Source organism: Streptomyces sp. NBC_00328 (assembly GCF_036139655.1).
Classification (GTDB): Bacteria; Actinomycetota; Actinomycetes; order Streptomycetales; family Streptomycetaceae; genus Streptomyces.
On record NZ_CP108013.1, the window covers coordinates 7,872,147 to 7,895,945 of the forward strand.

The 23,799-nt window shown below is 65.8% G+C and carries 13 protein-coding genes and 1 pseudogene; 9 read left to right on the forward strand and 5 right to left on the reverse strand.

All coding sequences use genetic code 11. The features are described from left to right. The first annotated feature begins 230 nt into the window (after positions 1-230). Both OG485_RS34370 and OG485_RS34375 read left to right on the forward strand, forming a co-directional pair. On the forward strand, positions 231-536 hold the full coding sequence (locus tag OG485_RS34370) for a 4a-hydroxytetrahydrobiopterin dehydratase (RefSeq protein ID WP_328672463.1): 306 nt from the start codon (positions 231-233) through the stop codon (positions 534-536). A gap of 5 nt (positions 537-541) precedes the next feature. Then, positions 542-1,258 (forward strand): class I SAM-dependent methyltransferase, encoded by a 717-nt coding sequence (locus OG485_RS34375; RefSeq protein ID WP_328672464.1) that lies wholly within the window; start codon positions 542-544, stop codon positions 1,256-1,258. 34 nt (positions 1,259-1,292) lie between these two features. On the opposite strand, the gene OG485_RS34380 is transcribed toward OG485_RS34375, so the two are convergent. Together OG485_RS34380 and OG485_RS34385 are read right to left on the reverse strand one after the other, a co-directional pair. Continuing rightward, positions 1,293-1,784: a hypothetical protein gene (locus OG485_RS34380; protein WP_443048806.1), complete on the reverse strand. Its 492-nt coding sequence runs from the start codon at positions 1,782-1,784 to the stop codon at positions 1,293-1,295. Beyond that, positions 1,781-2,233, reverse strand: coding sequence for a hypothetical protein (locus tag OG485_RS34385; RefSeq protein WP_328672465.1), 453 nt, complete (start codon positions 2,231-2,233; stop codon positions 1,781-1,783). Before OG485_RS34385 ends, OG485_RS34380 begins: the two co-directional genes overlap by 4 nt. A 220-nt stretch (positions 2,234-2,453) precedes the next feature. On the opposite strand from OG485_RS34385, the gene OG485_RS34390 reads away from it, so the two are divergent. Continuing rightward, positions 2,454-3,398, forward strand: a complete 945-nt coding sequence (locus OG485_RS34390; RefSeq protein ID WP_328672466.1) for a helix-turn-helix transcriptional regulator — start codon at positions 2,454-2,456, stop codon at positions 3,396-3,398. Between the two features lie 82 nt (positions 3,399-3,480). Next, complete coding sequence (locus OG485_RS34395) at positions 3,481-5,358, forward strand: rhamnogalacturonan lyase (RefSeq protein WP_443048963.1); 1,878 nt, start codon at positions 3,481-3,483, stop codon at positions 5,356-5,358. Positions 5,359-5,616: 258 nt separating this feature from the next. Here OG485_RS34395 and OG485_RS34400 read toward each other — a convergent pair whose 3' ends face one another. Together OG485_RS34400 and OG485_RS34405 are read right to left on the reverse strand one after the other, a co-directional pair. Continuing rightward, positions 5,617-7,152, reverse strand: coding sequence for an ISL3 family transposase (locus OG485_RS34400; protein ID WP_443048807.1), 1,536 nt, complete (start codon positions 7,150-7,152; stop codon positions 5,617-5,619). A 401-nt stretch (positions 7,153-7,553) separates the two neighbouring features. Further along, a complete protein-coding gene (locus OG485_RS34405; RefSeq protein ID WP_328672469.1) occupies positions 7,554-7,772 on the reverse strand; it encodes a hypothetical protein in 219 nt (72 codons plus the stop codon). A 436-nt stretch (positions 7,773-8,208) separates the two neighbouring features. On the opposite strand from OG485_RS34405, the pseudogene OG485_RS34410 reads away from it, so the two are divergent. After that, positions 8,209-9,039, forward strand: a pseudogene (locus tag OG485_RS34410) (IS5 family transposase); the annotation flags it as partial. An 89-nt stretch (positions 9,040-9,128) separates the two neighbouring features. Here the strand turns inward: OG485_RS34410 and OG485_RS34415 are convergent. Beyond that, a complete protein-coding gene (locus tag OG485_RS34415) occupies positions 9,129-9,968 on the reverse strand; it encodes an IS5 family transposase (RefSeq protein ID WP_328668405.1) in 840 nt (279 codons plus the stop codon). Between the two features lie 460 nt (positions 9,969-10,428). On the opposite strand from OG485_RS34415, the gene OG485_RS34420 reads away from it, so the two are divergent. From OG485_RS34420 to OG485_RS34435, 4 genes are all read left to right on the forward strand, one after another. Beyond that, a complete protein-coding gene (locus OG485_RS34420) occupies positions 10,429-11,298 on the forward strand; it encodes an IS5 family transposase (protein ID WP_328669629.1) in 870 nt (289 codons plus the stop codon). 958 nt (positions 11,299-12,256) lie between these two features. Then, positions 12,257-15,841 (forward strand): LamG domain-containing protein, encoded by a 3,585-nt coding sequence (locus OG485_RS34425; protein WP_328672470.1) that lies wholly within the window; start codon positions 12,257-12,259, stop codon positions 15,839-15,841. Between the two features lie 105 nt (positions 15,842-15,946). Further along, a complete protein-coding gene (locus OG485_RS34430) occupies positions 15,947-22,879 on the forward strand; it encodes a polymorphic toxin-type HINT domain-containing protein (RefSeq protein WP_443048808.1) in 6,933 nt (2,310 codons plus the stop codon). A gap of 317 nt (positions 22,880-23,196) precedes the next feature. Further along, positions 23,197-23,793 (forward strand): Imm1 family immunity protein, encoded by a 597-nt coding sequence (locus OG485_RS34435; RefSeq protein ID WP_328672472.1) that lies wholly within the window; start codon positions 23,197-23,199, stop codon positions 23,791-23,793. Positions 23,794-23,799: the final 6 nt, after the last annotated feature.

Consider the following 23,799-nt stretch of genomic DNA (forward strand, 5'->3'; position numbering starts at 1 on the left):
CGGTAGCCGAGGAGCGGCATGTGAACGATCGCCCGGGGCGGTGACCGGCCGGCACCCGTCCGGCCGTCGCGGAGAGCCGCCGCGCCCCGTGTGCCCTGCCGAGGGGTGACGGCTGTGGCACGCTGGGCGAAGGGCCCGCTCCGCTGTCCTTCGGGGCCGGTCCGACCCCCTGCGCCACCCCGGACCCACCGCCCCGCACGCCTCCCCCGCCGTACGAAGGGATCACGTCCATGGCCGTCGAACCGCTGGAGCCCAAGGAGATCGAGGAGCGGCTGTCGGCGTTGCCCGGCTGGTCGCTGGACGGCGACCGGCTCGCCCGTACCTACCGGCTCGGCACACACTTCGCGGCGACCGCGATGGTCGTGCACATCGCCCAGGTGCAGGAGGAGCTCGGCCACCACTCCGACCTCACCCTCGGCTACAACACGATCGCCCTCACCGTGAACACGCACAGCGTCGGCGGCGCCGTCACCGTGCTCGACTTCGATCTCGCCCGCAGGGTGGAGGAACTCGCGCCGGGACACGGGGCGAGCTGACCTCCGTGCTGGACTACGACAAGGAAGCGGACCGCTACGACGCGACGCGCGGCGGCGAACCTCGGGCCGCCGCCGCCGCGGCCGCCGTGCTCGCCCTGGTCCCCGACGATGCCCGCAGCCTGCTCGACGTGGCCTGCGGCACCGGCATCGTGACGAGCGGGCTCGCCGCCGGGCGGCCGGGGCTCCGGGTGACGGGGGCGGACGCGGCCCACGGCATGGCGCGCCGGGCGGCGGAGCGCCTCCCCGGAGCCGTCGTCCGCGCCGACGGCCGTCGACTCCCCTTCCCGGAAGGCTCGTTCGACGCGGTGTGCGCCGTCTGGCTGCTCCATCTGCTGGACGACGCGGGCCCCGTCGTCGCGGAGGCCGCGCGCCTCCTGCGCCCCGGTGGTGTGTTCGTCACCACCGTCGACAAGGCGGCGGCCCACCATGTCGGCAGCGACATCGACGCGTTGACCGCGCTCTGTCCTCCCGGGCACGCCGAGGACGGGACCGGACGCGTCACGGCGTACGCCGCCGAGCACGGATTGGTCCCGAGCGGTACGGCCCTCTTCCGCGGCCACGGCCAGGGCCGGACCCCGCGGGATGTGGCCCGGTACATTCGCAGCGGCCGGCTCTACGCGGCCGGCGGACCTCGGCTGGCCGAGCGGGTCGAGACCCTGCCGGGGCCCGATGTCCCGCGCCGCGAACCCGACTTCACCCTGCGGGCCTTCCGCAGGAACTGAACTCGTGCGAACCGGCCCGGGCCCGGGCCCGGGGTCAGAGGGTCTTCCTCCGGGTGAAGTCCATGGTCCAGTTCGTCAGCCAGGTGTTCCCCCCGTCCACGGAGAAGGCCTGTTCCCAGCGAGCCGTCGTCTCCGAGATCCCCGACCACACGAACCGCACCCGCACGTCCTTCCCGTCATGGGTGTCGTCGCCGTGGAACTCGCCGCGTCCGTCCGGTCCGAACCGCCCGAGCACCGGCGGGAACAGCCGGCCGCTGCGGCTGGACGACCAGTTCAGCGACCACCGCTCGGTCTCCGCGTCGAAGAGCCGCAGCGTCAGGCCCGTCCATCCCTGGCTCGGCACGTCGATCTCGTCGATGTTCGCGGCGCCGCGGAACAGGTTCCAGCAGCGGCTGACCGCGGAGAACTCCTCCCAGTCGCTCTCCGGGTCGAGGAAGTCCGTACGACGGCGGTTGACGACGTCCCATTCGCCCTGGAGGAAGTCGAAGCCGTTCAGGGCCGACACGTTGTCCCGGACATCGTTCATGTGCGGTCTCCTGTGGTTCCTGCAGGCAGGGAGTCGGTCAAGTAGGCGGCCAGGTCGGGTACTTCGGAGGCGAGCAGATGCCGCACCCAGGCGTCCCGCTCGTGCAGGACCGGCGGCAGCTCCCAGACGCAGCCGATCCACGGGAGGTCCGTGGTGACGAAGTGCGCCGGGTCGCGGTCGGGGCAGCCCAGCACCTGCTGGCCCGCGGCGGCGCCCCGGAAGTGCAGGACGTTGTCCCACACCCAGCTGTACGCGTTGAGATAGGCACCGTCGTCGGCGCCCCGGTGCAGGACGACGAACGTGGCCGGCGGGGTGCCGTCCGGCTCGGGAAGCAGCCGCGGCAGGATCGCGTAGGCCGCCCTTTCGACCTCCGGCTCGATACCGGCGGGGTCCGCGGTCACGTGGTACCGCTTGATCCGCCGTCCCGCCACCTCGATGGGCGGCGGCACGGTCAGGAACTTTTCCCTGAAGGCCGCACGGGCGGGGGGCGCGTCCGAGGCCGCGGAAACCCCGGGGCCGCCGGAAGCCCCGGAAGGTACGGAAGGCACGGAAATATCGGATGCCCCGGAGGGCACTGAGGCCGGCACCACCGCTGGAGCGGTGGACGGCGTGGAGGTAGCTGAAGCCATGGCAGGGACGCTAGGCCCGCTTCACTGACACCATGTGTCAGTGAAGTCCAGCCGTCTCATCTCGATCCTGCTGCTGCTCCAGACCCGGGGCAGACTCACCGCCGCCCAGCTCGCCGCGGAACTGGAGGTGTCGGTCCGGACGGTGTACCGGGACGTCGAGGCACTGAGCGCGGCGGGCGTCCCGCTCTACGGCGACGCGGGGCACGAAGGCGGCTACCGCCTCCTCGACGGCTACCGCACCCGCCTCACCGGTCTCACCACCGAGGAGGCCGAGGCCCTGTTCCTGGCCGGGATACCCGGGCCCGCCGCCGAACTCGGACTCGGCGCGGTGCTCGCCGCGGCCCAGCTCAAGGTGCGTGCCGCCCTCCCGCACGAACTGCGCGAGCACGCGGACCGGGTGAGCGGCCGCTTCCACCTGGACGCGCCGGGCTGGTACGCGGACGCCGACGAGACCCCGTACCTCACCGCGGTCGCCGACGCCGTCTGGAACGGCCGGGCCCTCGACATCCGCTACCGCCGCTGGCGCGAACCCACCGACGTGGACCGCCGCCTGGAACCGTACGGTCTCGTCCTGAAGGCGGGTCGCTGGTACGTCGTCGCGGGCCCGGGACCCCGCACCTACCGGGTGGACCAGATTCTCGAACTGCACACCTCGGAAGCGGAGTTCACCCGGCCCGAGGGATTCGGTCTGGCGGAGTACTGGACCGCCTACCAGCGGGACTTCCACGAGCGGCTGCACCAGGCGGAGGTGGTCGTCCGGATCGCGCCCGGAACCGGCCTGAGCGGTCTCGCTGGCCGGGCGGTGGCGGTCAACGGGCTTACGGACAAGCAGGGTTGGACGTGTGCCACCGTACCCGTCGAGTCCCTGGAGCAGGCCCACGACGACTTCCTGCGGCTCGGCACGTCCGTCGAGGTCCTGGAGCCGCCCGAGCTGCGCGCCCGCATCGCCGGGACGGTCGCCGAGCTGGCCCGCAGATACGCGTAGAGAGCGCTTGCTGCGAGGCGGCAACTCCCCTGCGCGCAGCGGCGACTGGGAAGGCAGAAGCAGTCTGTCCTCCCAGGAGGTAATCACCGTGCAGCACCCGCAACGGCAGCACCGCAGACGCGCGATCGGCTCGGCCCTGGCGGCCGCGGCCCTCATCACCGCCGGACTCACCGGCCTCGGCGCCGCTCCGGCCCGGGCGGCCACGGCGCGACAGGTCGAGGCCCTCGACCGGGGCGTCGTCAGCGTCCACACCGACAGCGGCAACCTGGTCACCTGGCGCTGGCTCGGCACCGATCCGAACGACGTGTCGTTCAACGTCTACCGCGCCGGGACCCTGGTCAACTCCACCCCGGTCAGCGGCTCCACGAACTACTTCCACTCGGGAGCGCCCGCGCAGGCCGACTACACGGTCCGTGCGATCGTGAACGGTGTGGAGCAGGCGGACTCCGTCCACGCCGTCCAGTTCCGGGCGGGCTACAAGGACGTTCCCATCACCCCGCCCGCGGGCGGCACCACCCCCGACGGTGTCGCGTACACCTACGAGGCCAACGACGTCTCCGTCGGCGACCTCGACGGCGACGGCGCGCTCGACCTCGTCCTCAAGTGGCAGCCGACGAACGCCAAGGACAACTCCCAGTCCGGCTACACCGGCAACACGATCGTCGACGGCGTCAAGCTCGACGGCACCCGCCTGTGGCGCGTCGACCTGGGCCGGAACATCCGCTCCGGCGCCCACTACACACAGTTCCAGGTGTACGACTACGACGGTGACGGCAAGGCCGAGGTCGCCATGAAGACCGCGGACGGCACGACGGACGGCCGGGGCACGGCGATCGGCAGTTCCTCCGCCGACTACCGCAACTCCAGCGGATACGTCCTCTCCGGGCCCGAGTACCTGACCATGTTCAACGGCCTGACCGGGGCGGCCATGGGCACCGTCGACTATGTCCCGGCGCGCGGCACGGTCTCCTCCTGGGGCGACTCCTACGGCAACCGCGTCGACCGATTCCTCGCGGGTACCGCCTACTTGGACGGTTCCCGGCCCTCCCTGATCATGGCGCGCGGCTACTACACGCGTACGGTCGTCGCGGCCTGGGACTGGCGGGGCGGCGCGTTCACCCGGCGGTGGACCTTCGACACCAACTCCTCGACCAACAGCGGCAAGGGGTACGACGGGCAGGGCAACCACCAGCTGTCCGTGGCCGATGTCGACGGCGACGGCAAGGACGAGATCGTGTACGGCTCGATGACCGTCGACGACAACGGCGCCGGACTGTGGACCACCGGGAATGGCCACGGCGACGCCCTGCACGTCGGTGATCTCGACCCGTCCCGGGCCGGTCTGGAGGAGTTCAAGGTCGACGAGGACTCCACCAAGCCGTCCTCGTGGATGGCGGACGCGAGGACCGGCGCGATCCTCTGGTCGACGGCCGCCAACGGCGACAACGGCCGGGGCGTGTCCGGGGATGTCTGGGCGGGCAGCGCTGGAGCCGAGTCCTGGTCCTCCCGCGCCGACGGGGTCCGGAGCCCGCAGGGCACGGTGGTGGCCACCCGCAAGCCGGGCAGCATCAACTTCCTGTCCTGGTGGGACGGGGACACCGTCCGCGAACTCCTCGACGACACCCACATCGACAAGTACGGCACGTCCGCCGACACCCGCCTGCTGACCGGCTCGGGTGTCCATTCCGACAACGGCACCAAGGCGACACCGTCCCTGTCCGGCGACATTCTCGGCGACTGGCGCGAGGAAGCCGTCTGGCCCACGACGGACAACACGGCCCTGAGGATCTACTCCACCCCCTACGAGACCACCACGAAGATCACCACCCTGCTCCACGACACCCAGTACCGCACAGCCCTGGCCTGGCAGAACACCGCGTACAACCAGCCCCCGCACCCGAGCTTCTTCCTCGGCAACGGCATGGCGACGGCCCCGCGACCGTCGGTGTACACGCCGTGAACTGCTGAAACGGCTATTTGAGGCGAGATCAAAAGGCGGCCGTCCGGATGATCCAAAGAGGGCTGGACGGCCGCTAAATCCATGATCCAAGCACTCTGGGGAGGATCTGGGGAGATCCTTTTCAAGAGGCATCCCCGCCCGCGCCGGGGGACCCGACGGCTGCAGCCGCAGTACCTGAGACGAACCGCCCGAGCGCGGCCCGCGGGACTGTAAGACGTTCGGCTCTGTTCCGTAGTCGGTGGTGACGGTGCGTTCTCCTTATTGCAGGAGGATGCGGTGACGGAGGAGGTCGAATCCTGCTCGGCCGTGCATCTGCCGCATGATCTTTTTGGTCCGGGTGTTGACGCCTTCAGTCCGGCCGTTGTGGTGGGGCAGGGTGAGGCCGGCGTTCACGGCGGCGCGGTCGAGTTCGAGGCCGTTGCAGAAGCTGTGCAGGTGGGGCAGGTCGGCGGTGCGGACTGTGGTGATCCATTGGGTGAGCTTGTCGTTGTTGGCCGGGGCCGGGGTCAAGAGCGCGGCGAACTCGCTGGTGAGTCGGGCGAGTGCGGTCATCTCCGGGCAGGCCGCGGTGAGGAGGCCGAGCAGGTCGGTGTCCTTGGTCCACAGGTGCTCGGGGTGGGTGAGCAGGAGCCGGGTGACGCGGCGGGGGGTTGTCACGGGGCGGTCGCCTTCGGCGCGGCCCTGGTTGAGGTAGCGGACCAGCAGGTTGGCGCTGCCGGTGTAGCCCAGTTCCCTGATCTCGTGCAGGAGGTGCGTGACGGGGACGGCCGGATTGTCGGCCCGGCGCCGGCGCAGGTGGTCGCGGTAGGGGTCGACCAGGGTGGGCCGGTAGCGAGGGGCGATGCGATCTGCGGGCGGTTCGGGGATGCGGGCATAACGTTTGACGGTGTTCAGGGCGAGGTTCAGTCTGCGGGAGCAGTCGAGCAGGCCGACGCCGGAGCCGAGGAGGGCGTGGACTTTGTGCCAGCGCTCGCGGGTGGTCTGCTCGCGCACCCCGCCGGACCGGGGCGGGTTGACGGTGGCCCAGCAGGGGGCGTGGGCGCGGACCTCGGCCAGGACCTTGTCGCACAGGTTCCGCCACAAATGCCAGCGGTCGCTGACCTGCACCGCGTCGGGCAGGGCCCGGCGGATCGCCTCGGCATACGTCGCGGAGCCGTCCCGGCACACGACTTCGATCCCCTTCTTCGCTCGCAGCCATGCCTCCAATGTGGCGGCTTCGCGGTCGGGCAGGACGTCGATGCGTTCCCCGGTCTCGGCGTCGATGATGATCGTGGCGTAGCGGTGGCGGCGGCGCAGGGCGAAGTCGTCGACCCCGATCACTCTCGGGATCCGGACCGCTGGCGGGGGGATTCCCCGCAGCACCCGCAGGGCGGTGGCGAACGATACGGGCACGGCCAGTAACCGGGTGAGCCGGGCGGCCGCCCGGCCGCATAACTCCTTGACCACCCCCGAGACCTGGCCGGTCAGACGCGTGGTGCGGCGCTGAAGGCGCTCGATCAGCCCTGGGACTTGCTCGCGGAAGGTCTGCCTCCGGCAGCCCAGGACCGGGCAGACCAGACGTCGTACCCGGACGTTGACCACGACCCGGCGGCCATCGACCGGCACATCCGCAACTGTCCGGACGTGATATCCGTGCACCTTCCCCGTCGGGACCCCGCACATCGGGCAGGGAAAGGGAACATCCCGGGTCCGGGCCAAGACCCGGATCACCTCGCCATCGTCCGCCACATCCTTGATGACCAGCGCCGAAAGCCCTGAAAACACCGTTGCCACAAGGCAGTTGACATCTCGCATACAACGTCAACGACGCCCGTCACCTGCCGTCACCACCGACTACGGAACAGAGCCACTCGTTTGACAGTCCCAGGTACGGCCCCTGCTCGTGCGGCGAGGCCGCACAGTCGCACCGAACGTCTGCCTGCGCACTCTCGCCGAGGTCGTCGAGTACCTCGGTGCCTCTGGCCGGATCGGGATCATCGACGGCACAGAGATTCGAGTGCGACGTCCGGCCGCAGGCCGCAAGGACCGGGACAAATGCGTCTCAGGAAAGACCAAGTAGAACGCCGTGAAGTCCACGGTCCTCAGGGACGGCGAAGGCCGCATGCTCTTTCATTGCGGGAGTACTGCAAAAGGCCGACGTGCAAGGGTCGGCATTGCCACACGCGGGTCGGACAGGGGTCTTCGCAACCTCTGGCCTATCGGTCTGTCTGTGGGGCTGCTACCTGCTTCCAACCGTCGATCGACTTGGTCATGAACAGGACGCGATAGACCTCGCGCGTCCAGACGGTGGCACCTTCTCCGTATTCGTGGAGCTCCTCGAACGCCTCGTCTTGTGAGTCGTAGCTGAATTTCCGTCCTTTAGCATCTTTGATCATCCATTCACTGCCGGGCAACCCTGCAAGGCCCATGGCCATACGTTCTTTCCTTCCGTGGTAGATGAAATTATGTAGAAGTGATCGGGACGCTGGGTTTGCAGCGCGGTGTCGATAGGCGCGGTTGCTACTTGCTGTCTGGAGTCTGTGCCGCTCACCCGCTCTCGAATCAGGCAGGGTTGAACCAAGTCGAACCAAGCCTGTCCGGACGACCGGAACGCGACAGTACATGAGGGATCCAGGCGCGGGGAGCCGTGATGGCCGTTTGCGTTTTCCGTGCTCTTTTGTCCCGCTTCCCGCTTCCCGCTTCCCGCTGCCAGTTTGCCTGGTCTGTGGTTCACGGTTCGCATGGTTGCTGGGCGGTTTTCAGGCGCGTGTAGTGATGCGCGGGAGTCAGGAGACTAGAGGGCGTCTGAAAAGCCTGTCAGCGGGGCAAGTTGCCTGGTAGCGGGGTGGCGTCGCACTTTCGGGGGCTGGAGTGTGCGGGCTGCGTACCCGTTATTCGACGGATCTTTCTGATCCGGAGTGGGAGATCCTGCGTTCACTGGTTCCGGCGGTCAGGCCCGGTGGCCGGCCGGCGAAACACACGCGGCGGGAGATCCTCAACGCGCTGGCGTACTGGCTGCGGGCCGGTTGCGCCTGGAGACTGCTGCCGCATGACCTGCCGCCGTGGCAGACGGTCTACCACTACTGGCGACGGTGGCAGCAAGAAGGCGTGTGGGAGCGGATGTTGACGGCGCTGCGTGAACGCGAGCGGGCGCAGCTCGGCCGTGATCCCACTCCCAGCGCGGCCATCGTGGACAGCCAGAGTGTGCGGGCCAGTGAGCGCGGTGGTCTGCACGGTTACGACGGCGGTAAGAAGGTCAGCGGCATCAAGCGGCACCTGCTCGTCGACACCCGCGGTACTGTCCTGGTCACCTGCGTGAGTCCGGCCAGCGTCGGCGACCGTGATGGCGCTGCGGTCCTGTTCTCGCGGGCTGCCGATGCCTTTCCGCGTCTGCGGCACGTGTGGGCGGACCAGGGCTACCGCGGCGCCGAGTTCCGCGCCTGGGCCCGGGAAGCCACCGGCATCACCGTGGAGGTGGTGCAGCGCCGCGATGGCGGGTTCCGCTCAACCTGGGCTCGGGTGGGAGAGCCGCCTCCGGCAGTGCCCCCCTTCGCGGTGGTGCCGCGGCGTTGGGTGGTAGAGCGGACATTCGCCTGGTTGGGACGGTGCCGCCGCCTGTCGAAGGACTACGAGTACCTGCGTGTCTGCTCGGAGAACGCCATCTACCTCTCCATGGCCATGCTCCTCGTGCGCCGCCTCGCAAGTCCAGCCCGCTGGCAGGCTTTTCAGACGCCCTCTAAGAGGGCGTTTCGTCCCGTTGTTTTATCCCGGATTGCCGTGTTGAGTGTGTTTTATGTGCCGCGCCATGTGGGGGTGGATTCGGCGGTGAGTCTGCGGGTCATGAGGTTGATCATCGCGAGGTGGATCATGGCTTCGGAGCGGTGCGGGTGGGCTTCGTAGTCGCGGGCGAGGCGGCGGTGGTTCATCAGCCAGCCCAGGGTGCGCTCAACGGTCCAGCGGCGGGGCAGGACGGTAAATCCCCTGGTGGACGGGTCGCGGCGGACGATGTGCATGTCGATGCCGAGGGTGGCGGCGTGCTCGACGAGGTGCTGGCGGTAGCCGCCGTCGACCCAGGTCTTGCGGACGGTCGGATGCTCTGCGGCCACCCGTTCGATGAGGATCTGGCCGGCCACCGAGTCCTGCACGCTCGCAGCGGTGACCAGCGCTCCGAGGAGAAGCCCGACGGTGTCGATGACGATGCTCCGCTTCCGCCCGACGATCTTCTTCCCGGCGTCGATACCCTGCCCGGAGGCGGGGACGTTGGCAGAGGTCTTGACGCTCTGGGAGTCGATGACGCACGCGCTCGGTTCTTCGCTCCGGCCTTCCTGCCTGCGGACTTGTCGGCGCAGGAGGCTGTTGAGCTGGTCGAAGACGCCTTCCTCCTGCCATCGGGCGAAGTAGGCGTAGACGGTGTTCCAGTGCGGGTAGTCGTGCGGCAGATAGCGCCAGGGGATCCCGGTCCGGTTCACATAGAGGACCGCGTCCAGCAGGCTCCGCAGGTCGTGATCGGGCGGCCGGCCGATGTCCAGGCCGCGGCCGCGACGCTCGGACCGCCAGGCGGTCAGGACCGGCTCGACCAACTTCCAGCGGGCATCGGACAGATCACTGGGATAACGGCGACGTTCAGGCACGATTCCGGGCTACCCACCCACGACCCGGCAGGCCCGGGCGCACACATCGGCGCCCGAAGCACACGGCGCACAACCCGGCGTCCTGGGATGAAACAGGAGAAGCCGGGCCAACGCGACGCCGGAACGGCAACTCGTGCACCATCACTCACGCCAGCCTCAGCACTCCCAGACAAGCCGAGATCCAAACCGCCGTATAACAACCTAAATAGGCGCTAAACGCCCTCTAAGAGGTCGTTTTCATCTGCCTTGCCCGTAAATAGATAGTTTCTTGAAGTGCAGGAATGTGGTGCGGGAGAGAGCCTCGGTGTGGTTGGGGCATGCAGGTCGGATGGGGTGACGGGTGGGGCGGGATACGACTTGTGCCTGTCTCATTCCAGAAGGCCCGCTTCGCTGCCCGTGTGCTTCCGTCGGCATTGCGGTGCGCCTGGGCGCACTCGCTTCGCAGCGATACGCCCCGAGTGTGACAACGCGACGTCCGTATCCGAGTGATCTGTCCGATGCCCGCTGGGAGTTGATCGAGCCCGTGCTCTCGGCTTGGCGCTTCGAGCGCCGCGGCAGGGCCCTGGACTTCGGCCGGCCGCCCGAGCATGACCTGCGCGACATCATGGATGCGATCTTGTATGTGGACCGGACCGGGGTCCAGTGGCGCTACCTCCCGCATGACTTCCCGCACTGGAACACGGTCTACGGCTACTTCGCCAGGTGGCAGCAGGAAGGCGTGTTCGCCCAGCTCAACGGCCTGCTCAGGCAACTCTTACGACAGAAGGAAGGACGGGAGGCCGAACCGTCGGCCTGCGTGATCGACGCGCAGAGCGTCAAGACCTCCACCAGCGTACCCCTCTCCAGCCAGGGCATCGATGCCGGCAAGAAGATCGTGGGCAGGAAGCGGAGCATCGTCACCGACACCATCGGCCTTCTCCTCGCCGTGCTGGTTACCGCGGCGAGCGTGCAGGACTCCGTCGCCGGCACCAGACTCCTGGACCATGTCGCCGCCGAACACCCCCGCGTCCGCAAAGCATGGGTCGACGGCGGCTACCGCCAGCACCTCGTCGAGCACGCCGCCACCCTCGGCATCGACATGGAAATCACTCAACGCAGGCCCGGGAAAAGGGGATTCACCCCCATCCCGAAACGCTGGGCGGTCGAGCGGACCTACGGCTGGCTCATGCTCCACCGCCGCCTGGCCCGCGACTATGAGACCCTGCCCGTCCGCTCCGAAGCCATGATCCACATCGCCATGACCGACCTCATGGCCCGCCGCCTCACCGGTGAGAGCGTCATCTCCTGGCGCGACCCAACACCACAGACCAAACACCAGATTCCGGGATGAAACAACGGGAGAAAACGACCTCTAACGACCGCATCGTGCACGTGGTGCCCAGTTCCCTGGGGATGTGTAGGCCGAGGGTGTAGCAAGAGTGTCTCTGTCAACGGCGGCCAGAACATTTCCTGCAGCCGCCCATTCGTCGGTGGCGCTGAAGGCGCACCGGTACTAGACCGGTGCGAGGGCAACGAGAGGTAGAGCGTGTCCCCTTGTGTCTGTCTGGCTTGGGATCTCTGATGCGAAGTGAGCCGGATGAAGTCGCTGATGCCAGACGATGGATCGGTTTCGTCCGTGAATGTGGCAGATGTCTTCAGTAGTGCTGATGTGCTGTCACGGGGGAGTCTGATGCAACCGGTTCCAGTTGCTGAAGCTCAACTCCGCCTGCTGCATTGCGTCCTGCGCAGTCATCAGGCCAAGCGGCGACTGCCTGGCAGTGAAGCAAACCTGAGTCGAACGCGTCCGGTGTCTATGGAGTCCTGCTGCCCGTGAGATGAGGTGTGCATCTGCGACGCCTGGACGTCCCTGGGGTGGGTCGCGAGCGCTTCGGCCTCGCGCCGGAAGCAAGCTCCCCGCTGCCCGTGTCGCGACGGGAGAGGGCCTCAGTTGAGGCCCTTTAGAGACGATTTGGCATGCTCCTGCCATTGCTGCTCGGCCCCCTCCGTGACCTCGCTAGCAGCTCCCGTCCTGTTAGTGCAGGCGATCTGCGTTGCTCTAACTCTAATGCAAAGCGGAAGAGGGGATCGCGTTCCCGGTTTGACGCTGCAGCCCATCTGACCTGCGGTAATGCGCGCCTGAGCGATTTGCGTCCCACTGTTGACGGCGAAGATCCAGAGGGTGAATATTCGATCAACCTATGCGTGATCTAGGAAAATTCGGGGGTGGGGCTGTGAAAAGAGCGGGACGGCGCCGAGTGCGGCACAGATGCGGTGCGCTCGTCGCTCTGGCGGCGTTGGCGGCTGGATTGGTGAGCGCGGGCAACGCCACAGCTGCCGATGAGCAGGTTGCGGCAACACCCGCCGCTCAGGCGACAACACCGGAAGCCAAGGCGGCCACCGTGGCCGCCGAGTCAGGGCAGCGTGTGGAAGTTGCGGGACGGCGCACGGAGACGTCGCAGGTGTTCGCCAACCCTGACGGCACGTTCACGCAGGACATGAACGCCGCTCCGGTGCGGGCTCAGCAACCTGACGGATTGTGGGCTCCCATCGATACGGACCTGGAACGCAGTGCCGACGGCAGCGTCCGTGCAAAGTCGACGACAGCGGCGCTAACGCTGTCGGGCGGCGGAAACAAGAACCTGGTCACGCTTTCCCAGCAGGGACGGACGTTGTCGCTTGGGTGGGCCAGTGAACTGCCCAAGCCGCAACTGGACGGCAGCAGCGCCGTCTACGCAGACGTGCTACCCGGCGTCGACCTCAAGCTGACAGCCGTTGCCACAGGATTCAGCCAGGTCCTCGTGGTCAAAACCCCTGAGGCTGCCGCCAACCCAGACCTGAACCGCCTTGAGATGTCCGTTCAGGGCAGCGGTGTTCAGGTGGAGCCTGGTCGTGACGGAGGACTGAGCGCTGTCGACGAGAACGGCCAGCTGGTTTTCGAAAGCCCCGTGGGCCGCATGTGGGACTCAAGTGGCGACTCTCCAGTGGAAGCCAGGACGGCAGCGTTCGTCAGTGAGCCGTCGCTGCAGGACGGTGATGGCGAAGAAGACGACCCAGGGCGGGGCCCGGACGCGGATGACAAAACCGGCGATGTGAGTGTCTCTGTCTCCCCCAACGCCCTGACCCTGACGCCTGACCTTGACCTGCTCCGTGGCAAGGACACAGTCTTTCCCGTCTATATCGACCCGCCGGTCAAGGGCGTTGTCCGCACCGACTGGACCGCACTGTCCTCGGACGGCGACCGTTTCTGGGAATGGGACGGTGACAAAGGCACTGGCTACTGCTCGAACTACGCGGGTTACCTGTGCTCGTACACGCCGTACACCCAGCGCCTGTACTACGAGTACCCGCTGACCTCGCTGTACGGGAAGAAGGTCCTGGACGTCACTCTTGAGGCCTACCAGACGTGGACGTTCACGTGCGATGCGCACTGGTACGACCTGAGCCTGGTGGACAAGGGAATTTCCTCATCGACCGACTGGGCACACCGGCCTGCGGCCACTGACCTCATGGGCGACAGGAATGTTGCCTACGGACGTGGCGGCCTGTGTACCCCCTCGCAGCCGGCCGACTGGGTTCGCTTCAGCGACAACGTCGGTGATGAGACCAACGAGAACCTCACCCCGACCGTGCGGGACTTCGTCGAAGACCAGAAGTCACAGATCACGTTCTCGCTGACAGCCCACGACGAGGACTCCACGGGCTCCTGGGCCCGCTTCCGGGACGACGCGAAACTGTCCGTCACCTACATTTCCAATCCCAGCGTCCCGACACCCGTCGGAGTGCAGCAGGGCACCACGGGATCAGTGTGCAACGCGTCCACACAACCCTTCGCGACCAGCGCCACCAAGCCGAAGATGTATGCCACCGTTCAGTCTGCCGACGGCGGAAACGCGCAGCTTCGCGCGCAGTTCGAGGTCTGGAAAGCGGACGGTTCCACCAAGGTCTGGTCCGCGGACTCGCCGACCAGTGAGTGGGTCGCCGACAACGCGAAGCGGGACGCCACCACCAGCAGCCTGGCTGCTCAGACCGACTACCGCATGCACGCCCGTACGCAGGCGTACTACAAGACGGACCGCGGCACCACGGGCACGATTACCTCGTCCTGGTCCTCGTGGTGCTACTTCCGCGTGGACACCGACAGCCCACCACCCCCGGTGGTGACGAGCACGGACAACAAGTATCTGCCCGCCGACGAGAACCCGGCCTCCGGGGGAGTGGGGGAGAGCGGTGCATTCAAGTTCACCCCCGGCGACACGGACGCGACCACGCCCGGCCTGCAGTCAGACGTCACCTCGTACAAATGGAAGCTGAACAGCGGCAAGGTCTCGGACCCGATCAAGGTCACCAAGGGCGCCTCGCTGGCCCGGACCATCACCCCGAACCAAGCGGGTGAAAACACGATCCAGGTGTGGGGCTTCGACGACGCTGGCCACACCTCGCTGACCGGGTACTACAGCTTCGCTGTCAAGGGTGCCGAACTCCCCACGGGCACCTGGCACCTCGACAACAACGGCAACGACAGCACCACAGCCACGCCCCACGCACTCACTCCCGCCGCCACCGCCGCGTATTCCATTCTCGAGCGGGGCGGCACGCATTCTCTGAAGCTGGACGGCACCAGCGGATACGCCGCCACCTCCGGCGCCGTACTGGACACCAGCAAGAGCTTCGCGGTCTCGGCCTGGGTGCGCCTGCAGGACGACACCCGCAACTACACCGTGCTCTCCCAAGCCGGCGCCAACGCTTCCGGCCTCCAGCTGTACTACTCCTCCACCTACAAGGCCTGGATTTTCAACCGGCAGGGCAGCGACGTGACCAGCCCGGTCATCACCCGATCGATCTCCGCCAAGCCCCCCACCCTGAACGTGTGGACACACCTGGCGGGGGTGTACGACGCGGCCGGCGAAACCATCCAGCTGTACGTCAACGGGCAGCCGCAGGGCGAGCCGGTTTCCTTCAAGACCCCGTGGAACGCTACCGGTGCCCTGCAAGTGGGCCGACTGCGCAGCAGCGCCGCCTACAGCGAGTACTTCGACGGACGCATCGATGAGGTCCACGTCTGGTCGCGGGCCCTGGCCGACACCGAGGTCATCCAGGACTCGGTCCTCGAGGACGAGGATGCCTCAGACGGCACGGCCGGCGACCCGATGGTGACGGTCCTGGGTAACTGGGACGCCACCACAGCAACCGGCACCACCATCACCGACCAGTCCGGATACGGCCGGACGATGACGTTGAATGGCGCCACCCTCGACACCGACCCCGACATGATCGGCAATGAAATCATCGGTCTGCCGACCCGTCAGGTCATGGCACTGAACGGAAGCACCAACTACGCGACAGCCATGGGACCCATGGTTGACGACACCGGTTCGTTCACCACCACCGCTTGGGTCCGCCTGGACGGCACGAAGCTCGCCGACAACACCAAGACCTACAAGGTTCAGGTCCTCGGACAGCCCGGCACCAGCCAGTCCTCCTGGGGCGTGTGGTACGAACAGCCCGCCGGCTCCTCTGTCGGCAAGTGGTACTTCGGCCGGCCCGACAAGGAGGCCACGGGCGCCGCATGGACCCGCGCCCAGTCGGAGGTCGCGGCAACGGACACGTGGGTACGCCTCACCGTCGTCTACAACGCCCAGCAGTCCAGCGGCGACGAATCCGACGACACCAAGCGGGGCGCCCTGTTCCTGTACGTCAACACCCAGCAGATTGACGGCGACCAGGGAGTGCCCTACACGGCACCGTGGCAGGGCAGCGGCCAGTTCGAAGTAGGCCGCGCCAAGATCGACGGCGCAGCAGCCCGCTACTTCCCCGGCCACATCGCCAGCGTGCGCGTGTGGGCCGGAGCGATGAGCGCCACACAGATCGGCAACCTCTACGCCACTGAGCAGTAGACGCCGATCCCTATTGCCAGGGCGGCCGGAACGCGTCGCGTTCCGGCCGCCCTGGCAATAGCAGCCATTCCCTTCATCCAAGCCACCCCTGGTAGACCGCAGGGGATGAACCCGCCATCAGGCAAGGAAGCCACCCACGTGAATCCTGCAACACGCGGCAGACCCCCACGGCCAGTGCGCCGCTGGGTCGCCCGCGGCGCTCTCGCCGTGAGTCTCGCCCTCATACCGCAACTCGCCGTTCCCTCAGGCTCAGCCCTGCCAGCGGCGGCGAGCGCAAAAGCCAATGCCTTCCCGGCACCACCGAAACCCAAGATCAACAAAGTCACGGCCTTCAAGGCCAAGAAGCAGAGCACGGCGAACCGGGCCGCCACCACGGGCAAGAAGACCAAGCAGCGACTGGCACACGTGAACTGGCCAGCAGCGGCAACCACGCGCATCAACCTTGCCGCCGCCAAGACCACAGCCGCCAAGGCGGGCACCCTGCCCGTCACTCTCACCCCCCTTGGGCGCGGCAAGAAGACCAAGACGGCACCCGGAGCGCCGACGGCCGACGGTTCCCTGGGAGTGCGCGTATACGGGCATACGACGGCCGACAAGGCCGGCGTGAGCGGAACGCTCATCGCCCTCACGCCGGAGAAGACCACCCACGGAAAGTGGCGCTTCAGCCTCGACTACGCGGCGTTCAGCGACGCCTTCGGCGGCTCCTACGGCTCACGCCTGCACCTCGTGCAGCTGCCCGCATGCGCCCTGACCACACCCCAGCTGGCCAAGTGCCGCAAGCAGAGCCCCCTGTCCTCGCCGCATAACGACCCGGCCACGCAGAAAGTCAGCGCAACCCTGCCCGCCTCAGCTGTGAGCCTCGGAGCTCCGATGGTGCTGGCAGCCACCGCGGCGTCCTCGGGACCGAGCGGCGACTTCGGTGCCAGCCCTCTCGGCCCCTCGGCCACCTGGGAAGCCGGCGGCAGCACAGGCGACTTCAACTGGAACTACCCCCTGCGTGTCCCACCGGCGACCGCAGGACCGTCCCCGAACCTGGCCATCTCCTACAGCTCCGGCTCGGTCGACGGACGCACCTCCTCGGAGAACAACCAGACTTCTGTGATCGGTGAAGGGTTCGGGATCACCGAGTCCTACATCGAACGCAAGTACGGGTCCTGCAAGGATGATGGCAATGACGGCAAGGGCGACCTCTGCTGGAAGTACGCCAACGCCACCCTCGTTCTGAACGGCAAGGCCGCCGAACTCGTCAACGCCTGTACGGACACGGCCTCCTGCGACAGTGCTGAGAAATCGCAGGCTTCCGGAGGCACCTGGCGGCTGAAGAACGACGACGCCACCAAGGTCGAGCACCTGACTGGCAACACCAGCAATGGTGACGACAACGGTGAGTACTGGAAGGTGACCAGCACCGACGGTACCCAGTACTACTTCGGCAAGCACCGCCTCCCCGGGTGGAGCGACCATGGCACCGCCGACGACGACCCCGTCACCAATTCCACCTGGGCCGCCCCGGTCTTCGGCGACGACGCCGGAGAACCCTGCCACGGCAGTACCTTCGCCGACTCCGGCTGCGATCAGGCATGGAAGTGGAACCTCGACTACGTCGTCGACACCCACAACAACGCCATGGCCTACTGGTACGGCCGAGAGCGGAACAATTACGCCAAGAACGGCGTCGACAATCCCGGCACGAGCTACGTCCGATCCGGCTACTTGAAGAACATCGACTACGGCCTGCGCAGCAGCAGCATCTTCACCCAGCCGCCGGCCCAGCAGGTCACCTTCACCTACACGCAGCGTTGCATCGCCAGCGACTGCTCCAGCCTGACCAAAGACACCAAGGAAAACTGGCCCGACGTCCCCTTCGACCTGATCTGCGCCGACGGCGCGACGTGCACAGGCCAGATCGGTCCGTCCTTTTTCACCCGCTACCGGCTGAAGGACATCACCACGTCGGTGTGGACCGGTTCGGGCACTACCCGTCGCAGCGTCGACGGCTGGCACCTGGAGCAGGACTTCCCCGACTCCGGGGACGCCTCCTCGCCCAGCCTGTGGCTGAAGTCCATTCAGAACACCGGCAAAGCTGGCACCACCGACGCCGCTTTGCCTCCGATCACCTTCGACGGCATCCAGCTGTCCAACCACGTCGAAGGCGGCGGCGACACGCTCCGCTACATCAAATGGCGTGTACGGAAGATCATCAATGAGACCGGCGGGGTTCTCACGGTCAACTACTCCGACCCGCAGTGCATCCGCGGCACCACGATGCCGTCCTCTGAGGACAACAACACCCTGCGCTGCTTCCCCGTGTACTGGTCCCAGTCCGGCGCAACCCCCGAACTCGACTGGTTCCACAAGTACGTCGTCACCTCTGTCTTCCAGGACGACCTCTATGGCAGCGACTCCCAGGAGACGCGCTACAGCTATGACGACGGCGCTGGCTGGGGCTACTCCGACGACGACGGCCTGACCAAGGCCAAATACCGCACCTGGAACCAATGGCGCGGCTACGCCAAGGTCACCACGACCAGCGGCGACGGCACCGGCCCCACCGGCAAGGTCGTCAACCTGTTCATGCGGGGCCTGAATGGCGAGAAGGAGAAGGACGGCACCCCTCGCGTTGCCAAGGTCACTGACTCCACCGGCACCAGCATCGACGACGACCGCCAGTACGCTGGATTCGTCCGAGAGACCATCGCCTACGACGGCGCCACCGAGGTCAACGGCACCATCAACACCCCCTGGTCACAGCGGACTGGCAGCCACAAGTACGACTGGGGCACCACCGAGTCGTACTTCATGCAGCCGGCCACCATCACCAACCGAACCAAGACCTCCACTGGCACCCGCAGCACCAGAACCACCACTACCTACGACTCCACCTACGGCATGCCCCAGACGGTGGACGACCAGGGCGACATAGCCAGGACCGACGACGAGATCTGCACCCGAACCAGCTACGTCCGCAACACCACAGACTGGCTGGTGCAATTTCCCTCCCGCATCGAGAGCTACGCGGTCGGCTGTGACAAGACACCCAAGCTGCCCGACAACACCATCTCCGACAACACCACCGGTTACGACAACCAGGCAGTCGGCGTGGCGCCCACCAAGGGCGAGGTGACTTCGTCGTACCGCATCTCCGGCTACGACGCGCAGAACCAGCCCACCTACCAGAAGGTCTCCACCTCCACCTACGACGACTGGGGTCGGCCGGAGACCAAAACCGACGCCGACAACCGCACAACCCGCACCAGCTATGTTCCCGACGACACCAGCTACGGCCCCCTGACTCAGACCACGGTCACCGACCCCAAGCTGTACACGGTCATCGCAGACATCGACCCGGCCTGGGGGCAGGTGATCAAGCAGACCGACCGCAACAGCAAGATCACCGAATGGCAGCTCGACGCACTCGGCCGCGTCACCTCGATCTGGAAGCCGAACCGCTCCCGCGTGCTGGAAGACGCGGCGAGCATCGTCTACGCGTACGGCATGCCCGCAGCCAAGGACAACGCGTCCTGGGTCCGCACCGACACCCTCAAGGCTGACGGCAAGACGTATAACACCTCGTATGAGATCTACGACGCCCTGCTGAGGAAACGCCAGACGCAGATACCAGCATATGGCGGTGGCCGGGTCATCACTGAGACCCTTTACGACGATCGCGGTCTGGCTTACCTGGCGAACGATCAGGTCTACGACAACATCAGCCCCACCAGCGCGCTGGCCAACACTCTGCCCGGCTCGGTGCCAGCTTCCACGGAGACCATCTACGACGGCGCCGGACGACCCACTGACCTCATCTTCCGGGTCAATGGCCAGGAACGTTGGCGCACCAAGACCGACGATCAAGGCGACCGGGTTGCGGTTACCGCAGCCAAGGGCGGCTCCGGCACCCTCACTATCAAGGACGCCCGCGATCGCGTCATCGAGCGGCGCGAATACGCAGGCCCGGCCCCGACCGGCAGCGATTACACCCGCACCAAGTACACCTACACCCCGACCGGCAAGCTCGACACTGTCACCGGACCCGACAACGCCGTTTGGCGGCACACGTACGACATCCGCGGCCGCGAGACCCAAACCACTGACCCGGACAAAGGCTCCACCACCCTCACCTACGACGACGCCGACCAGCCCCTGACCGCCACGGTCACCAAGGACGGCACGTCCCGCACGCTCATCAGCGACTACGACGTGCTGGGCCGCAAGATCGGCACGTGGGACGGCACCAAGGACGACGCCCACCAGCTGACCAAGTTCACCTACGACTCGGTCGCCAACGCCAAGGGCCAGCTGTCCGCAGCCATCCGCTATGTCGGCGGTACCACCGGCCGTATCTACGCAACCCAGGTCACCGCCTACAACAACCTTTACCAGCCCACCACCACCAAGACCGTCCTCGCCGCCACTGACCCGCTGGTGCAGGCTGGCGCACCTCAGACCTTCACCACGACCGCGGCCTACAACCTCGACGGCACGGTCAACAACACCATCCTGCCCGCCGCAGGCGGACTGCCAGTGGAGACGGTCTCCTACACGTACAACGACCTCGGGCTCGTCGACACCGTATCCGGAAACACCAACTACATCCGTAGCATCGGCTACACCCAGTACGGCGAACCGCAGCAGACCACGCTCGGCACCTCCTCGACCGCCAAGCAGCTGCAAGTCTCGGACCGCTACGAGGACGGCACCCGTCGACTGCTGAACAATCACACCCTCGACCAGACCAACACTGGCTATACCAGTGACGTCGACTACAACTACGACGACGCCGGCAACGTCTTGTCGATCAAACAGAAAGCCGGCGCCACCGACAACCAGTGCTTCACCTATGACGGTCACCAGCGCCTGACCGGAGCCTGGACACCGCAGTCCGGCGACTGCTCCGCCAGCCCGTCGGCCTCCACCCTGGGAGGGCCCGCCCCGTACTGGACCAGCTGGACCTACACCACCGGAGGCATGCGGGACACCCAGACCGCCCACACCGCCACCGGCGACACCAAAACCACCTACGCCTACCCGCCCGTCAACACCCAGGGCGCCGGCCAGCCACACACTCTGACCTCGACCACCAGCGGAACCACCACCGGAAACTACAAGTACGACGAACAGGGCAACACCACACACCGCCCCGGTGCCTCCGGCGACCAGAACCTGACCTGGAACATCGAGGGCCAACTCGACACCCTCACCGAGAACGGCAAAACCACCAGCTACCTCTACGACGCCAACGGCCAACTCCTGCTGCGCCGAGGGTCCACCGAGACCGTGCTCTACCTTGAGGGCCAGGAACTCCACTACGACCCGGTAGCCAAGAAATTCACAGCGCAGCGCACCTACGGGGCCGGCGACGGCACCGCTCTGCGCACCAATACCGGCCTGTACTGGATGGTGAACGACCACCACGGCACCGCCACCATGGTCGTCGACGCAGCGACCCAGGCCATCACACGCCGCTACACCAAGCCCTTCGGCGAGACCCGCGGCAGCACACTCGCCCCATGGCCTGACGACAAGGGATTCCTCGGAAAGCCGGCTGACGCCCAGACAGGCCTGACACACATCGGTGCACGCGAGTACGACCCGGTCATCGGACGGTTCCTGTCGGGCGACCCTGACTTCTCTGCGGACGACCACGAATCCCTCAACGGATACGCGTACGCCAACAACACCCCCGTCACCAAGAGCGACCCCACCGGCCTACGCCCCTACACCGGTTGCGAGAACGGCTGCAGCGACGGCAACGGCGGCACCTACCGCGACTACCTCTCGCCCAACGGTAAGGGAGGTTGGACGTACCACTACACCGGGCACTACACGACCAAGGTGAATTACCAGGGCATTCACGGCACCCTCTCCACCACCATCACCGGAGACAGTTCGCACGTCACCATCAAATTGTCCTTCAAGAAGGGACCCAAGCCTCCGACGGTCGAGCACAAGGGCGGCATACCCTACATCAATGGGGTTTGCGTATACGCAATGGCCGGGAACTGCGGTACCACCCAGCAGGATGGCCCGAGTACCTCTCAAATACCCGATCTTGGGTGCGCGAAAGACGATGGGCTCTGCGGTGTACGGAACTCGTTGTTCAAAACGGCCGTCATTTCGGGAATGCTCGGAGGCTCCTACGGATTCGCCGGTTTCCGAGGCGGATGCAGCTTTTCTGCCTCGACCCTTGTCTTGCTTGCACACGGCAAGACCAAGCCGATCAAAAGAATCAGACCGGGTGACAAGGTAGAGGCAGGCGACGCCGGCACGGGGAAGCACGTCGGCCCCCGCACCGTCACAGCTACCTTCAAAAATCGTGACAACGACCTGATCGACCTGAATATTCGAGGTCGCAACGGCAAAAACGTCACCCTGCACACAACGTCAAAGCATCCCTTTTGGGACGACACTAGGAAAACCTGGGTTCCGGCAGGAAAGCTCAAGCCAGGGCATGCACTGAGAACAGCCGGAAACGGCAATACGGTTCTCGTTGCCGTCCGCGAGCGACCTGGCTCGGCTGCCATGTACAACATGACTGTCGCTGACCTCCACACGTATTACGTGCTCGCGGGGGACACGCCGGTCCTGGTGCACAATACGTGCGGTGTCCCGACGGGGGCGATTGAGGAAGTCGCAGATGGCCTCACTGCAGAGAAGATCACTACGGGCCAGGTAATTGATGGCACTACAGGCGCGAAGATCGGTCCGACGGTATCAAGCGGAGAGGACGGCTCCTGGTCGGATATCGCCGCGTACCTCAAGTCGGCAGGGCTGGAACATCCGCATGATCTGGCTCCCTACCCGACCGCCTCTCACGTCGAATCCAAGATTGCTTGGGCCATGCAATATAGAGGAATCGAGAGGGCGACAGTTGTGATCAACAGACCCAAGGGGGTTTGCGATGGCACCTATACGTGCTATGTAGGTGTGCCAGCGATTCTTCCGCGAGGCTCAAGTCTAACCGTTTGGCATCGAGGTGAGTCAGGGAGTATGGAGGGAGTTACGCTACTGGGGGGCGCCGAACCCCCACTCAAATGAGTGAACTGCCGGGCTCCCAGTGCATCCATAGAGATTCTTTTCGCTCTGCTCAACCCTCGCTGAATTCGCAAGCAGTAGAATGCGGATAGCAGCGAATTTGCATGACTCCGGGCTCCCTTCCACGTGGAAGGGAGCCCGGTCGTATCGGTCGTCAGGTGTGAGATTCTGTTCGGATGGCGGCCTCGCTAGTACCTTGGGTGCCCACGACCGGCAGACCTGCAGGCGAGGTGATATTGTGATAGCGCCACGAGAGTCCCATTATGAATCGCCGGTCGTGCCCTTCTTGTCTGCGAGTACACCACTTCAAGGAGTTAGATTTGATCCTCAATATATTCATCAGTGGCCAAACGTATTATTCTGTGGAATGGCCGACTGCTCTGCGAATCATCAATGAAATTTTTGGAACGGTGAATGCGAATAACGATCTGGCCGCTAATGTTGCGCATGAGGAAGTAACCGCCTCTTTCACGCTCTCCAGCTATCGATTGAACGGGATCGAGGCATTGCGGCGGTTTGACAGCTACTTGCATGTCGCAGTAAATAATCAGACCGGATATGGTGCCCTCAAGTGGCTTCTCCCTCCAGGTTCCACAGTTTCGATTGATGCCGCTATTGCCGAACATGTGTGGATTTCCAACAATTCCACGCCGCCTGACGTAGATCCGCATGTAGTCTCGGAACCGGATCTATCACGCTATTACGATCCGCAAAGCACATTGCCCATTGCTGTGGTTCGAGCCGCGACGGAAGAGTTCTGTCGGGCTGGCAACGGAATGCGGCCCTCGTGTATCGATTGGACGCCGGGTGATTTCAGCGGTAGGCGTCTTGACGTTTACTATCAAAAGGATTCCGTCGTAGACTGCTGCGACGACCCATGGTGTGAAATTTCAGAAACTAGCCACCCGCGCCATTAGCTAGGT